The 13,692-nt window shown below is 73.9% G+C and carries 17 protein-coding genes; 16 read left to right on the forward strand and 1 reads right to left on the reverse strand.

The window, feature by feature from the left end; translation table 11 throughout:
- From VIM19_09765 to whiG, 16 genes are all read left to right on the forward strand, one after another.
- Positions 1 to 1,325: ACT domain-containing protein (locus tag VIM19_09765; GenBank protein HEY5185166.1), on the forward strand; the 1,325-nt coding region annotated here is incomplete at its 5' end.
- Positions 1,326 to 1,390: 65 nt separating this feature from the next.
- The gene (gene ffh, locus VIM19_09770; GenBank protein HEY5185167.1) at positions 1,391 to 2,920 is read left to right on the forward strand and encodes a signal recognition particle protein; all 1,530 of its coding nucleotides are present in this window, start codon (positions 1,391 to 1,393) and stop codon (positions 2,918 to 2,920) included.
- A 219-nt stretch (positions 2,921 to 3,139) separates the two neighbouring features.
- Positions 3,140 to 3,730 carry a 30S ribosomal protein S16 gene (gene rpsP / locus VIM19_09775; protein HEY5185168.1) on the forward strand — a complete coding sequence of 197 codons (591 nt, stop codon included), beginning with the start codon at positions 3,140 to 3,142 and terminating at the stop codon, positions 3,728 to 3,730.
- Positions 3,730 to 3,972, forward strand: a complete 243-nt coding sequence (locus VIM19_09780; protein HEY5185169.1) for an RNA-binding protein — start codon at positions 3,730 to 3,732, stop codon at positions 3,970 to 3,972. The genes rpsP and VIM19_09780 overlap by 1 nt, the downstream gene beginning before the upstream one ends.
- A gap of 4 nt (positions 3,973 to 3,976) precedes the next feature.
- Positions 3,977 to 4,507 (forward strand): ribosome maturation factor RimM, encoded by a 531-nt coding sequence (rimM, locus tag VIM19_09785; GenBank protein ID HEY5185170.1) that lies wholly within the window; start codon positions 3,977 to 3,979, stop codon positions 4,505 to 4,507.
- Positions 4,508 to 4,511: 4 nt separating this feature from the next.
- A complete protein-coding gene (gene trmD, locus VIM19_09790; GenBank protein ID HEY5185171.1) occupies positions 4,512 to 5,321 on the forward strand; it encodes a tRNA (guanosine(37)-N1)-methyltransferase TrmD in 810 nt (269 codons plus the stop codon).
- Between the two features lie 134 nt (positions 5,322 to 5,455).
- On the forward strand, positions 5,456 to 5,818 hold the full coding sequence (gene rplS, locus VIM19_09795; GenBank protein ID HEY5185172.1) for a 50S ribosomal protein L19: 363 nt from the start codon (positions 5,456 to 5,458) through the stop codon (positions 5,816 to 5,818).
- Between the two features lie 144 nt (positions 5,819 to 5,962).
- Positions 5,963 to 6,721, forward strand: coding sequence for a signal peptidase I (lepB, locus tag VIM19_09800; GenBank protein HEY5185173.1), 759 nt, complete (start codon positions 5,963 to 5,965; stop codon positions 6,719 to 6,721).
- 5 nt (positions 6,722 to 6,726) lie between these two features.
- A complete protein-coding gene (locus VIM19_09805) occupies positions 6,727 to 7,236 on the forward strand; it encodes an NUDIX domain-containing protein (GenBank protein ID HEY5185174.1) in 510 nt (169 codons plus the stop codon).
- Positions 7,237 to 7,256: 20 nt separating this feature from the next.
- Complete coding sequence (locus VIM19_09810; protein HEY5185175.1) at positions 7,257 to 7,754, forward strand: NUDIX domain-containing protein; 498 nt, start codon at positions 7,257 to 7,259, stop codon at positions 7,752 to 7,754.
- Positions 7,741 to 8,463, forward strand: a complete 723-nt coding sequence (locus VIM19_09815) for a ribonuclease HII (protein HEY5185176.1) — start codon at positions 7,741 to 7,743, stop codon at positions 8,461 to 8,463. The genes VIM19_09810 and VIM19_09815 overlap by 14 nt, the downstream gene beginning before the upstream one ends.
- Positions 8,460 to 8,768, forward strand: a complete 309-nt coding sequence (locus tag VIM19_09820) for a DUF2469 domain-containing protein (GenBank protein ID HEY5185177.1) — start codon at positions 8,460 to 8,462, stop codon at positions 8,766 to 8,768. The genes VIM19_09815 and VIM19_09820 overlap by 4 nt, the downstream gene beginning before the upstream one ends.
- 85 nt (positions 8,769 to 8,853) lie before the next feature.
- Positions 8,854 to 9,588 carry an ATP-binding protein gene (locus VIM19_09825; protein ID HEY5185178.1) on the forward strand — a complete coding sequence of 245 codons (735 nt, stop codon included), beginning with the start codon at positions 8,854 to 8,856 and terminating at the stop codon, positions 9,586 to 9,588.
- A gap of 126 nt (positions 9,589 to 9,714) precedes the next feature.
- The gene (gene dprA / locus VIM19_09830) at positions 9,715 to 10,767 is read left to right on the forward strand and encodes a DNA-processing protein DprA (protein ID HEY5185179.1); all 1,053 of its coding nucleotides are present in this window, start codon (positions 9,715 to 9,717) and stop codon (positions 10,765 to 10,767) included.
- A 31-nt stretch (positions 10,768 to 10,798) separates the two neighbouring features.
- Entirely contained in the window at positions 10,799 to 11,767 is a 969-nt protein-coding gene (locus tag VIM19_09835; protein HEY5185180.1) for a tyrosine recombinase XerC, read from the forward strand.
- Positions 11,742 to 12,674, forward strand: coding sequence for an RNA polymerase sigma factor WhiG (gene whiG, locus VIM19_09840; protein HEY5185181.1), 933 nt, complete (start codon positions 11,742 to 11,744; stop codon positions 12,672 to 12,674). Before VIM19_09835 ends, whiG begins: the two co-directional genes overlap by 26 nt.
- Positions 12,675 to 12,677: 3 nt before the next feature.
- Here the strand turns inward: whiG and VIM19_09845 are convergent.
- Positions 12,678 to 13,692, reverse strand: a 1,015-nt coding sequence (locus VIM19_09845) for a glycoside hydrolase family 76 protein (GenBank protein ID HEY5185182.1), incomplete at its 5' end; no start/stop codon positions are given.

The raw sequence follows: 13,692 nt of genomic DNA on the forward strand, positions 1-13,692 counted from the left end.
CCGCCGCGGCGGCGGCCCAGGCCGGGCTGCCGCTGGCCCCGCACACGGTGGGCCGGCTGGCCGCGGAGTGTCCGCCGCTGCCCGAGCCGTGGCCACGGGTGGCGCTGGACGCGTTCGTGTCCCTCCTCGGCGCCGGGCCGCCCATGGTCGGCGTCTGGGAGGCGCTGGACCAAGCCGGGCTGACCAGCCGGCTGCTGCCGGACTGGGACCGGGTCCGCAGCCGCCCGCAGCGCAACCCGGTGCACCGCTTCACCGTCGACCGGCACCTGGTCGAGGCGGCGGCACGGGCTGCCGCGCTCACCCGACGGGTCGACCGGCCGGACCTGCTGCTGGTGGCGGCGCTGTTCCACGACATCGGCAAGGGCTGGCCGGGCGACCACTCCGAGGCGGGGGTGGCCGTGGTCGCCGACCTGGCGCCGCGGATGGGGTTCGGCTTGGACGACGTCGAGGTGCTGGTCACCCTGGTCCGGCACCACCTGCTGCTGCCGGACACGGCCACCCGTCGCGACCTCGACGACCCGGCCACGGTCGCGCACGTGGCCGCCTGCGTGCGCACCACCGAGGTGCTCGACCTGCTGGCCGCGCTCACCGAGGCGGACGCCGAGGCCACCGGGCCGCTCGCCTGGACCGAGTGGAAGGCCGGGCTGGTCGCGGAGCTGGGGCGGCGCACCCACTCGGCGCTGCACGGGCACGCCGTGCCGCAGCCGCCGTCCCTCAGCGACGAGCAGCTGCGGCTGGCCGGATCAGGGCAGCTGGAGGTGCTAACCGCCCCGCTGCCGGACGGCGGCCTCCAGGTCACCGTCGTGGCCCCGGACCGGGTCGGCCTGCTGGCCGGGGTCGCGGGGGTGCTCAGCCTGAACCGGCTCGCCGTGCGGTCGGCGTCCACCCGGTCGGTGGGCCCGATGGCCGTGCAGGTGTGGTCCTGCCTGCCCGAGTACGGGGAGCCGCCGGAGCTGGCCCGGCTGCGCGACGGCGTGCGGCGGCTGCTCGACGGGTCGCTGGACGTCGCCGCCGAGCTGACCCGCCGGGCCGAGGCCTACCCGGCCCGGCGCGCCGTGCCGGTGCCGCCGGCACAGGTCGGCGTGGTCCCCGACGCATCGGACAGCGCCACCGTGCTGGAGGTGCGGGCGCACGACCAACCGGGGCTGCTGCACCTGATCGGCGCGTCCCTCGCGGCCGCCGGGGTCGACGTGCGGTCCGCCCTGGTGAGCACCCTGGGCTCGGAGGCGGTGGACGTGTTCTACGTCGTCGACGGCGTGGGCGCCCCGCTGTCGGCTGCGGCCGCCGGGCAGGTGGCCACCGCCGTGGCCGCCCGGCTGGGCTGACCGGCGGCTACCCTTGGCCGGACTGCCCTGACCGCTCCCCACCGACGACGAGGTACCGCGCGCCCGTGTTCGCCACCTTGCAGGACCGCCTGGCCGTCACGTTCAAGAACCTGCGCGGCAAGGGCCGGCTGTCCGAGGACGACGTCGACGAGACCTGCCGCGAGATCCGGATCGCGCTGCTCGAGGCCGACGTCGCGCTGCCCGTCGTCCGCGGGTTCGTGGCCCGGATCAAGGAGCGCGCACTCGGCGCGGAGGTCTCGCAGGCGCTGAACCCGGCGCAGCAGGTCGTCAAGATCGTCAACGACGAGCTCGTCGGGATCCTCGGCGGCGAGACCCGGCGGGTGCGCTTCGCCAAGACCCCGCCGACCGTGATCATGCTGCTGGGCCTGCAGGGCGCCGGCAAGACCACGCTCGCGGGCAAGCTGGCGACCTGGCTCGCCGGCCAGGGGCACACCCCGCTGCTGGCGGCCGCCGACCTGCAGCGCCCGAACGCGGTCACCCAGCTGCAGGTCGTGGGTGAGCGGGCCGGGGTCCCGGTGTACGCGCCCGAGCCCGGCAACGGGGTCGGTGACCCGGTCGCGGTGGCCCGCGGCTCGCTCGAGCACGCCCGCACCAAGCTGTACGACGTCGTCATCGTCGACACCGCCGGCCGGCTGGCGATCGACGAGGAGCTGATGCAGCAGGCGGCCGACATCCGGGCGGCGGTCTCGCCGGACGAGGTGCTGCTCGTCGTCGACGCGATGATCGGCCAGGACGCGGTCACCACGGCCAAGACGTTCCTCGACGAGGTCGGCTTCGACGGCGTCGTGCTCACCAAGCTGGACGGCGACGCGCGCGGCGGCGCGGCGCTGTCCATCCGCGAGGTCACCGGCCGGCCGGTCATGTTCGCCTCGAACGGCGAGAAGCTCGACGACTTCGACGTCTTCCACCCCGAGCGGATGGCCTCCCGCATCCTCGGCATGGGCGACATGCTCACCTTGATCGAGCAGGCCGAGAAGGCTTTCGACAAGGACCAGGCCGACGCCATGGCGGCCAAGCTCACCTCGGGCCAGGACTTCACCCTGGAGGACTTCCTCGGCCAGATGCAGGCCGTGAAGAAGATGGGCTCGCTGTCGAAGCTGCTCGGGATGCTGCCCGGCATGGGCGACATGCGCGAGCAGATCGAGAACCTCGACGAGCGCGAGATGGACCGGGTGGCCGCGATCATCCAGTCGATGACCCCGGCCGAGCGGGCCGACCCGAAGATCCTCAACGCCTCGCGCCGGTCCCGGATCGCGCGGGGCTCGGGCAGCGAGGTGTCCGACGTCAACAACCTGGTCGAGCGGTTCGGCGAGGCCCGCAAGATGATGAGCCAGCTCGGTCGCGGCGGCCTCCCGGGCATGCCGGGCATCCCCGGCGGGCGGCGCGGCAAGGCGGCCAAGGGCAAGCCAGTCAAGAAGGCCAAGCGGGGCAGCGGCAACCCGGCCAAGCGGGCGCAGGACGAGCAGGCCGCGCTGCTGCGCCGGGCCGAGGGTGCCGAGGCGGAGCAGGCCGCGGCGCTGGAGACCTTCGAGCTGCCGTCGGAGTTCAAGGACCTGCTGCCCCCCTCCCGCTAGCCCACCGCTAGCCCCCGCCGTCCTCTTCATGCGGGTGGGGGACGGGCGGGGGAGGCGGGTTTGGTGTGAGGTGGCCGACGTCTGGCACAATGGTCCGCTGAGCCAGGCACGCGTGTGGACCCTCTCACCCCGCAGGCCAGGTCCACCCGAGGCAGCACGCCGTGTCCCCACGCGGCGCCCGCCGCCTCACCCGCACCTACACCTGGAGACGAACGCTTCGTGGCTGTCAAGATCAAGCTCAAGCGCCTGGGCAAGATGCATGCCCCGCAGTACCGCATCGTGGTCGCCGACGCGCGCACCAAGCGGGACGGCCGCGCGATCGAGGAGATCGGCAAGTACCACCCGATGGAGGACCCCTCGTTCATCGAGGTCAACTCCGAGCGGGCGCAGTACTGGCTGGGCGTCGGCGCGCAGCCGACCGAGCCCGTGCTGGCGATCCTCAAGATCACCGGCGACTGGCAGACGTTCAAGGGCCTCCCCGGCGCCGAGGGCACCCTGCGCATCGCCGCGCCGAAGGCGGACAAGAAGGCCGTGTTCGAGGCGGCCGCGAAGGCCGCCGCCTCCGAGCCGATGGCCGAGGCCGTGACGCCGAAGGCCAGGGCACCCAAGGAGGCCCCCAAGCAGGCCCCCAAGCAGGCCCCCAAGGAGGCCAAGAAGGACGACGCCCCGGCGGAGCAGGCCCCGGCGGGGCAGCCCGCGGTGGCCGAGGCCACCCTGGCTCCCGCCGAGGTGCCCGCCGAGACCGTCGAGGCGATCGAGGTCGTTGAGGCCGTCGCCGAGACCCCGGCTGAGAGCACCGAGCAGGCCTGATGCTCGACGACGCGCTCGACCACCTGGTGCAGGGGATCGTCGAGCATCCGGACGACGTCCGGGTGCTCGATCGGTCCCTGCGCCGGGGGCGGGTCCTCGAGGTCCGGGTTCACCCGGACGACCTGGGCAAGGTCATCGGCCGGGGCGGCCGCACCGCGCGGGCGCTGCGCACGGTCGTCGGCGCGCTCAACGGCGGCCGCGGGGTGCGCATCGACTTCCTCGACGTCGACGAGGCGCGCTAACCCCGTGCTCCTGGTCGTGGGCCGGATCGGCCGCGCCCATGGCATCAAGGGCGACGTCGTGGTCGAGGTCCGCACCGACGAGCCGGAGACCCGCCTGGGCCCCGGCACCGTCGTGCTCACCGACCCGGCCGACGTCGGCCCGCTGACCATCGTCCAAGGGCGGGTGCACAGCGGTCGGCTGCTGCTGCACTTCGCCGGGATCGACGACCGGACGGCGGCCGAGGGCCTGCACCACACCCTGCTGTTGGCCGACGTCGACCCGGAGCAGACCCCGGACGACGAGGACGAGTACTACGACCACCAGCTGGTCGGGGTCGATGTCGTCACCGTCGCCGGTCAGCCGGTCGGCCAGGTGGCCGAGGTGCTGCATCTGCCGGGGCACGACGTGCTCTCGGTTCGCCGTCCGGACGGCGGCGAGGTCCTGGTGCCGTTCGTGGCCGCCATCGTCCCCACGGTTGACCTGGCCGCGAACCGGCTGGTGGTCGACCCTCCGCCCGGCCTGCTCGACGAGGGCACCGAGCCGGACGGCGCGTAGCCCGATGCTCGTCGACGTCGTCTCGATCTTCCCCGAGTACCTCGAGCCGCTGCGGCTGTCGCTGGTGGGCCGGGCCCGCACCGCAGGGCTGCTCGAGGTGCGGGTGCATGACCTGCGCACGTTCACCACCGACCGGCACCGCACCGTCGACGACACCCCGTACGGCGGGGGTGCCGGCATGCTGATGAAGCCGGAGCCGTGGGGCGGCGCGCTGGACGCGGTCCTCGCGGCCGCCCCGCCGGACGGACCGCACCGGCCGCGGCTGGTCGTGCCCACGCCGTCCGGCCGGGTGTTCACCCAGGAGCTGGCGCACGAGCTGGCCGCCGAGCCCTGGCTGGCCTTCGGCTGCGGGCGCTACGAGGGCATCGACGCCCGGGTGATCGAGGACGCCCGCACCCGGATGCCGGTCGACGAGCTGTCGATCGGCGATTACGTGCTCAACGGCGGCGAGGCCGCGGTGCTGGTCATCGTCGAGGCGGTGGCCCGGCTGCTGCCCGGGGTGGTCGGCAATGCCGGCTCGCTGGTGGAGGAGTCGCACGCGGACGGGCTGCTGGAGTACCCCGGCTACACCAAGCCGGCCAGCTGGCGCGGCCTGGACGTGCCGCCTGTGCTGCTGTCGGGAGACCACGCAGCGGTGGGGCGCTGGCGCCGGAACCAGTCCCTGCTGCGGACGGCGACGGTGCGACCGGACCTGGTGGCCGCGCTCGACCCCGCGTCCTGCGACGCGCGTGACCTGGTCGTGCTCGCCGAGGCGGGCTGGGTCGTCGGCCCAGACGGCCGGTTTTCCCGGGGCCAGCCCCCTGTGTCACACTAAGGGGCTGCTCGATCCGCCGAGGTGCCCTGCCACAGGGGAGCGCCGTACCGGTGGACCCAGCGGCCCGCGACGCGGTTCACGTACCACCCGACCACTGACCGCGGGTGACCTGTGGCACCTGTGAGGAGACTGACATGAACACCCTGGACGCCGTTGACGCCGCCTCGTTGCGGAGCGACCTTCCCGCCTTCCGCCCGGGCGACACCCTCAAGGTGCACGTGCGCGTCGTGGAGGGCAACAAGTCCCGGATCCAGGTCTTCCAGGGCCTGGTCATCCGGCTGCAGGGTGCTGGCGTCCGGGAGACCTTCACCGTGCGCAAGGTCAGCTACGGCGTCGGCGTCGAGCGGACCTTCCCGCTGCACACCCCGATCATCGAGAAGATCGAGGTCGTCACCCGCGGCGACGTCCGGCGGGCCAAGCTGTACTTCCTGCGTGAGCGCCGCGGCAAGGCCGCGCGGATCAAGGAGCGTCGCGAGAACACGCCCAGCGCGAGCTGAGCACCGAGTTCTCCCCAGTCCCCGCATAGGCTCGCGAACGTGGACGACGTGGCCGCTGACGACACCCATGACCCAGGCGGGGCCGAGCAACCGCAAGCATCCGGGTCGTCCGGCAGCGGGCACCGGCACAAGCCGCAGGGGTCGCTGTGGCGCGAGCTGCCGATCCTGGTGATCATCGCCGTCGGGCTGGCGCTGCTGATCAAGACCTTTCTGGTCCAGGCGTTCTTCATCCCTTCGGGGTCGATGGAGAACACCCTGCGGATCGGGGACCGGGTCCTGGTCAACAAGGTCGTTTACCACCTGCGGTCCATCCACCGCGGCGACATCGTGGTGTTCAACGGGCTGGACTCGTTCAGCCCCGAGGTCACGCTGACCGCGCCCACCAACCCGGTCTCCAAGGCCGCGGAGTGGGTCGCCGGGCTGTTCGGGTTCGCCCCGCCGTCCGAGAAGGACTTCGTCAAGAGGGTCATCGGCGTCCCCGGCGACCGGGTCGCCTGCTGCGACGCTCAGGGCCGGGTCACGGTGAACGGTGTGCCGCTGGACGAGAAGTCCTACCTCTACCCGGGTGACAGCCCCTCGGACGTGCCGTTCGACGTCAGCGTGCCCGAGGGTCGGCTGTGGGTCATGGGCGACCACCGCTCCGCGTCGGCCGACTCGCGCTCCCACCTCGGCGACCCTGGCGGCGGCACGGTTCCCGCGAACAAGGTGATCGGCCGCGCCTTCGTGATCATCTGGCCGATCAGCCATGCGGCGATCCTGAGAGTCCCAGCCACGTTCGACCAGCCCAAGCTGGTCGCGGCGGCGACCTCCAGTGCGCCGCTCGCGGCCGGTTTCGTGGGCGCGGTCCCGCTCGTCGCGCTGCGCCGCGGACGCCGTCGCCGACGAGCCCTCGCACGCGCCTGACCCCCATGCAGGAGGGGGAGGGGTACGACGTCGAACGGACGTCGGTGCGGGTGGTGCTGCTGGACGCCGGCGGACGGGTGCTGCTGTTCCACACCATCGACCCGCTGATGCCGGAGACCGGGCGGTGGCACGAGCTGCCCGGCGGCGGGATGGAGCCCGGCGAGTCGGTCGAGCAGACCGCCGTCCGCGAGCTGCGGGAGGAGACCGGCCTCGAGCTGGCCGCCGACCGCTTCGGCCCGCCCAACTGGCAGCGCACCGCGACCTACCGGCGCCGGCACCGGCGCATCCTGCAGCACGAGCTGGTCGTGACGGCGCGGCTGGACGAGCACGAGCCGCCGCTGCGCGCCGACGGCCGCACGCCCGAGGAGCTCGAGGCGTATGTGGGCCACCGCTGGTGGCCGGTCGGGGAGATCACCGCCAGCACGGCCCGGTTCTTCCCCGGCCGGCTGCCCGAGCTGCTCCCGGCGTTCCTGCGCGGGGAGCGCATCGACGAGCCGTTCGAGCGCTGGAACTGAGCCGACGTACGCTGCCAGTCGTGGGCGAGCTGATCGAGCGGGAGGCCGCGAGGGTCCTGCTGCTGGACGCCGCCGACCGGCTGCTGCTCTTCCGCGGCAGCGACCCGGACAACCCCGCCGAGGGGGACTGGTGGTTCACCCCGGGCGGCGGCCTGGACCCGGGCGAGACCCACGAGCAGGGCGCCTTGCGGGAGCTGGCCGAGGAGACCGGGCTGACCGGCGTCCACCTCGGGCGGCCGGTGTGGGAGCGGACCGCGGCGTTCGCGTTCGGCGCCCGGCGCTACCGCCAGCACGAGTACTTCTACCTGGTCCGCATCGACGGGCACGACGTCGACGTCAGCGGGTTCACCGAACTGGAGCGGCGCGCGGTGCACGAGCACCGCTGGTGGAGCCTCGATGAGCTGGCCGCCACCGACGCGGTGGTCTATCCCACGACGATCGCCAGCGAGCTGTCCCGGCTGCTGGCCGAGGGCCCGCCCGCGCTGCCCCGGCAGGTGAGCTCCGATGACGCGGCCTGACGCGCCGCCCCGGGTCGTCGTCCGCCGGGACTCCGGGCTGTGGGCCTACGAGCGGGCGCTGGCCAGGGCCGGGTTCGCTCCGGTCGCAGGCATCGACGAGGCCGGGCGGGGCGCGTGCGCCGGCCCGCTCGTGGTCGCCGCGGTCGTGCTCCCGGACGGCCGCCGGGGACAGGTGCCCGGGCTGGCCGACTCCAAGCTGCTCACGACGGCGGCTCGGGAGGCGGTGTACGCCGAGGTGCACGAGCGGGCGCTGGCCTGGTCGGTGGTCGTCGTCGACGCCGACGAGGTGGACCGGATCGGGCTGCACGTGGCCAACATCGAGGGCATGCGCCGGGCGCTGGCCCGGCTCGACGTCGAACCGGCCTACGTGCTCACCGACGGCTTCCCGGTCCGCGGTCTCGGGGTGCCGGGTCTCGCCGTCTGGAAGGGGGACCGGGTGGCGGCCTGCGTGGCCGCGGCGTCGGTGCTCGCTAAAGTGACCCGGGACCGGATCATGGTGGACCTGCACGAGCAGTTCCCGGAGTACGAGTTCGCCACCCACAAGGGCTACGTGACCCCGCTGCACCGGCAGCGGCTGGCCGCCCACGGGCCGTGCGCCGAGCATCGACGGTGCTTCGTCACGGTGCGCCGCGCGGAGGGGCATGATGCAGGGGTGCTGGACGTGAGGGCCCCCAGGGTCGAGGAGCTCGCAGCCGGGGAGGGCGCATGAGTGCCGAGGACCTCGAGCGGTACGAGACCGAGATGGAGCTGCAGCTCTACCGCGAGTACCGCGACGTGGTGGGCCTGTTCTCCTACGTGGTAGAGACGGAGCGGCGCTTCTACCTGACCAACAAGGTGGACCTGCAGGTGCGCTCGGCCGACGGCGAGGTGTACTTCGAGGTCACCATGAGCGACGCCTGGGTGTGGGACCTGTACCGGCCGGCCCGGTTCGTCAAGAACGTCAAGGTGCTCACCTTCAAGGACGTCAACGTGGAGGAGCTCGCCAAGAGCGAGCTGGAGATCCCCGAGTCCTGACCGGCCCGGCGGCCCCGCCGTCCACAGCCCCTGTCGTCCTCAGCCCGCTGACCACGCCGGTCCGAGCCGGTCCGCACGGCCCACCGTGGGTCGCGGAGGTGGTGCGGATGCGGGCGACCGACGCGCTCGGCCGGTACGGGGAGGACGTCGCGACCAGGCATCTGGTCGCGTAGGGCATCGTGGTCCTGGAACGGAACTGGCGCTGCGACGACGGGGAGCGCTGCGCCAGCCGCTGGAGTCCGGCGAGGTGGTGCTCGACCGGTCGAGGGGCAGCGTGCGCTACCCGGCCCGGTTCCAGCTGGTGCTGGCCGCGAACCCCTGTCCGTGCGTGCTGTCCGGCGTGGTGGTGCCGGGCCAGCCGGCGGCGTGGTCCTGCACCCCGATCCAGAAGATGCGCTACACCGGGCGGCTGTCCGGACCACTGCTCGACCGGATCGACCTGGTGGTCGGGGTCACCCAGCCGAGCCGGGTCGAGCTGCTGGACGCCGGGCGGCACGAGCCGTCGGCCGCGGTGGCTCGCCGGGTGCTCGCCGCACGGGAGCGTGCCGAACAGCGCTGGCGCGGCACCCCCTGGGCCTGCAACGCGCGGGTGCCGGGCGTCGAGCTGCGCGGACCCCGTTGGCGGCTGCCCCCGGCCGCGCTGGCGCCGCCCCACGAAGCGTTCGGCCACGGCCGGCTGACCGCCCGCGGAGTCGACCGGGTGCTGCGGGTGGCCTGGACCCTCGCCGACCTCGCCGGGCGGGACCAGCCGGGCGTGCCCGAAGTGCTGCCGGCCATCGACCTACGGACCAGTGCCGCGATCCCGGGGGCCGCGGCATGACCGGCCCGGACGACGACCGGGTCGCGAGGGCCGCGCTGTGCCGGCTGGCCGAGCCCAACGACCCCCTGTTGTGGCAGCGGGTGCAGCGGTTCGGGGCGCCCGAGGTCCTGCAGCAGGTCCGGGCCGGTGACCCGGGGCCTGCCCGGGGTCGAGCACTACCGGGCACGGCTGTCCGACGCCGACGCCGAACGCGACTTCGACCGGGCCGAGCGCACGGGCACCCGGCTGGTCGTGCCCGGCGACCTGGAGTGGCCCAGCCAGCTCCAGGACCTGGCCGGCTCGGTCGGGGCCAGGGGCCCGGCCGCTCCGCCGCTCGCTCTGTGGGTGCGCGGCCCCGGCAACCTGCGGTTCGCCGCGCTGCGGTCGGTGGCGCTCGTGGGGTCCCGCGCAGCCACCGCGTACGGCACGCACGTGGCGGCCGAGCTGGGAGCCGGCCTCGCGGACGCCGGGTGGGCGGTCGTCTCCGGCGGCGCATACGGCGTCGACGCGGCTGCGCACCGGGGGGTGCTGGCCGGCTCCGGCCTGACCGTGGCGGTGCTCGCGTGTGGCGTCGACGTCGCCTGCCCGCGTGGGCACGATGCGTTGTTCGGCCGGATCGCGCCCGAGGGGCTGCTGGTCAGCGAGCTGCCCCCGGGGTGCCATCCCACCCGGGCCCGGTTCCTCGACCGCAACCGGCTGATCCCCGCGCTGACCCGGGGCACCGTCCTGGTCGAGGCCGCGCTGCGCAGCGCGGCGCGCAACACCGCGGGCTGGGCCCGGTCGCTGTCCCGGGAGGTGATGGCCGTGCCCGGGCCGGCGACCTCGGTGATGTCGGCCGGCTGCCACCACCAGATCCGCGAGCTCGGGGCGGTGCTGGTCACCCACGCCGGCGCGATCGTCGAGCTGGTCGGTTCGCTCACCGACGGGCTGGCCCAGCCGCCGCCGGCCGCCGTCAAGGCCCGCCCCGAGGACTTGCTCGACCCGGTGGCGCTGCGGGTGCTGGAGGCGGTGCCGGTCCGGCGGCCCAGCCTCCCGGCCAAGCTGGCGTCGGTGTCCGGGCTGTCCCTCGACCTGGTGCTCCAGTGGATCCGGCAGCTCGAGCTGCTGGGCCTGGTGGAGGGAGCGTCCGGGGGGTACCGGCTGGCGGAGACCCCTGGCCGTTCGGACGATCTCTACCCGCTGCCGCGTGGCGGTCCTTGACCTCGGTCCCGATCCGACCGACGGTGGCCCCATGACCCGTGACGTCCGGGCGGGGGGGGCCGCGACGCCGGCCCACGGCGCGCTGGACCTCCCGCCCGGCCCGGCCGAGGCGCTGGAGGGGTTTCGGGCGCACCTGTCGGCCGAGCGTGACCTGTCGGCGCACACCGTGCGCGCCTACGTCGGTGACGTCACGTCGCTGTTGACCTTCGCCGCGAGCCGAGGCGTCGTCGGCCTCGCCGGCCTCGACCTGCCCCTGCTGCGCTCCTGGCTGGCTGCCCAGTCCGCCGGGGGAGCGGCCCGCAGCACCCTGGCCCGGCGGGCGGCCGCCGCCCACACCTTCACCTCCTGGGCGGTCCGCCGTGGGCTGCTCGTCGAGGACCCCGCCCGGCTGCTGGCGGCGCCCCGCCCCCACCGCACCCTGCCGGCGGTGCTGCACCAGGAGCACGCCCGCCAGCTGCTCGAGGTGGCTGCGGTCGCCGCCGACGACGGCGACCCCGGACACCTGCGGGACCGCGCGGTGCTCGAGGTGCTCTACGCGTCCGGCATCCGGGTCAGTGAGCTGGTCGGCCTCGACGTTGACGACGTCAGCCTCGAGCGGCGGGTGCTGAGGGTCCTCGGCAAGGGGCGCAAGGAGCGCACGGTGCCGATCGGCCTGCCTGCGGCCCGTGCCGTGACCGAGTGGCTGGGCCATGGCCGGCCCGCTCTGGTGACCGCGACGAGCGGCCCAGCGCTGTTCCTCGGGGCGCGCGGCCACCGGCTGGGGGTCCGCGCGGTCCGCGAGCTGGTGCACCAGCGACTACGGTCGGTGCCGGACGCGCCCGATGTGGGTCCGCACGGGCTGCGGCACTCGGCGGCCACGCACCTGCTCGAGGGGGGCGCGGACCTCCGCTCCGTCCAGGAGCTGCTCGGCCACGCTACGCTCGCAACCACGCAGATCTACACCCATGTGTCAGTCGAAAGGTTGAGGACCACGTATGAGCGGGCGCACCCCCGAGCCTGACGGCGGGGCCGTCACGGCCGAGGACGACCTCGCCGTGGTTGGTGCCGACCTGGACGACGACGCCGACGACATCGACGTCGCGCCCGTCGACCCGGCGGCCGCCGCGGCAGCTGACGCAGCCGCCGACAAGGCCGATGCCGAGGCCGCGCTGCAGCAGCTGTGGCGTGACTTCAAGGCGACCGGCGGCCAGCAGCTGCGGGAGCGGCTGATCCTGCACTACTCGCCGCTGGTCAAGTACGTGGCCGGCCGGGTCGGCGTCGGGCTGCCACCGAACATCGAGCAGGCCGATCTGGTCTCCTACGGCATCTTCGGGCTCATCGACGCGATCGTGAAGTTCGACCTCGACCGGGCGATCAAGTTCGAGACCTACGCGATCAGCCGGATCCGCGGCGCGATCATCGACGAGCTGCGGGCCATCGACTGGATCCCGCGGTCGATCCGGTACAAGGCCCGCGAGGTGGAGAAGGCCTACGCGAGCCTCGAGTCGTCCCTGCACCGCACGCCCACCGAGGCCGAGGTGGCCGCCGAGATGGGCATCGCGTTGGAGGATCTGCACCAGATCTTCAGCCAGGTGTCCTTCGTGAACGTCGTGGCCCTCGACGAGCTGCTCAGCGTCGGTGGCGAGAAGGGCGACAAGCTCAGCCTTGTCGACACCTTGGAGGACACCCGCGCCGAGGACCCGGTATCGGCGTTCGAGTCCGAGGAGACCAAGTACCTGCTCGCCAAGGCGATCAACACGCTGCCCGAGCGGGAGAAGATCGTCGTCACGCTGTACTACTACGAGGGGCTGACCCTGGCCGAGATCGGTCAGGTCCTCGGGGTCACCGAGAGCCGGATCTGCCAGATGCACACCAAGGCCGTGCTGCAGCTGCGCGGCAAGCTGGCCGAGCAGCACGACGAGGACTGACGCTCAGCGCACCGTCGCCCACTGCTGCGGCGGCATGACCCGAAGCGCGAACAGCTGGAGCAGCCCCGCCTGGTCCAGGGCGACCCCGTCGTCGTAGCGACCGATCCCCCCGCCGAGAAACAGCCCGGTCTCCGGGTCGCGGGCCGAGGCCCAGGCCCGTTCCAGGTAGTCGTCAACGACCTGCGGCCACCGTGGGTCGCCGTCCGCCGCGTGCAGCCGCAGCAGCAGCCGCAGGAGCACCGCGTTGAAGGCCACCGGCTGGCGCCACAGCCCGTCGTCGGCGCCGAAGTGCCGCAGGGTCGCGTCGGCCAGCTCGCGGGCCCGGCCGAGGTCACCCGGCGGTCGCGTCCGGGCGGCCAGCTCGACGTGCAGGCCGATGGTCAACCCCTGGTTGTACGACCACACGGTGGGCTCCAGTCGGCCGTCGGCATCGACGTGGTCGGCCACCAACCCGTCCGGTCGGCGCAGCGGCCCCTCCAGGAAGCCCAGTGCCCGCTCGGCCCGCTCGACCGCGCCGGAGGCCAGCGGACCGGCAGCCATCGCCAGCAGCCCGGCCGCCCCGGTCGAGCAGGCGTGCACCGACCGCAGGTCCTCCCGCCACCGGACGCCGCCGCCGGGCGTCCAGCCCTGCTCGACGAAGCCCAGCACCGACCGGGCCAGCTCGACCTGACCCCCCTGGAGGGCGGCCAGCCCGAGCCAGGCGTTGTCGTCGTAGTACCGCGGCCCGCCCCCCGGCGCGGCCGAGTAGCCGTCGCCCGAGCGGTACCGCCGCAGCGTCGCCAGCAGCGGCTGGAACGGGGCCGGCACCCCGATCGCACGCAGCAGGGCGGTCGCGTGCAGCACCTGGCTCAGCGGCCAGGCGTTACTGGGCCGGGATCGGTGCAGTCCGTGCGCCGGCTCCCGCAGCGAGACCCCGGTCCGGTCGGTGCGCAGGCAGGCCCGCTCGAGGGACTCCCAGGCGGCCACGGCGCGTTCACGGTGCACGACCCCCACCGTAGGCAGCGCGGCGGGCCGGGTC

The organism is Actinomycetes bacterium (assembly GCA_036510875.1).
Classification (GTDB): domain Bacteria; phylum Actinomycetota; class Actinomycetes; order Prado026; family Prado026; genus DATCDE01.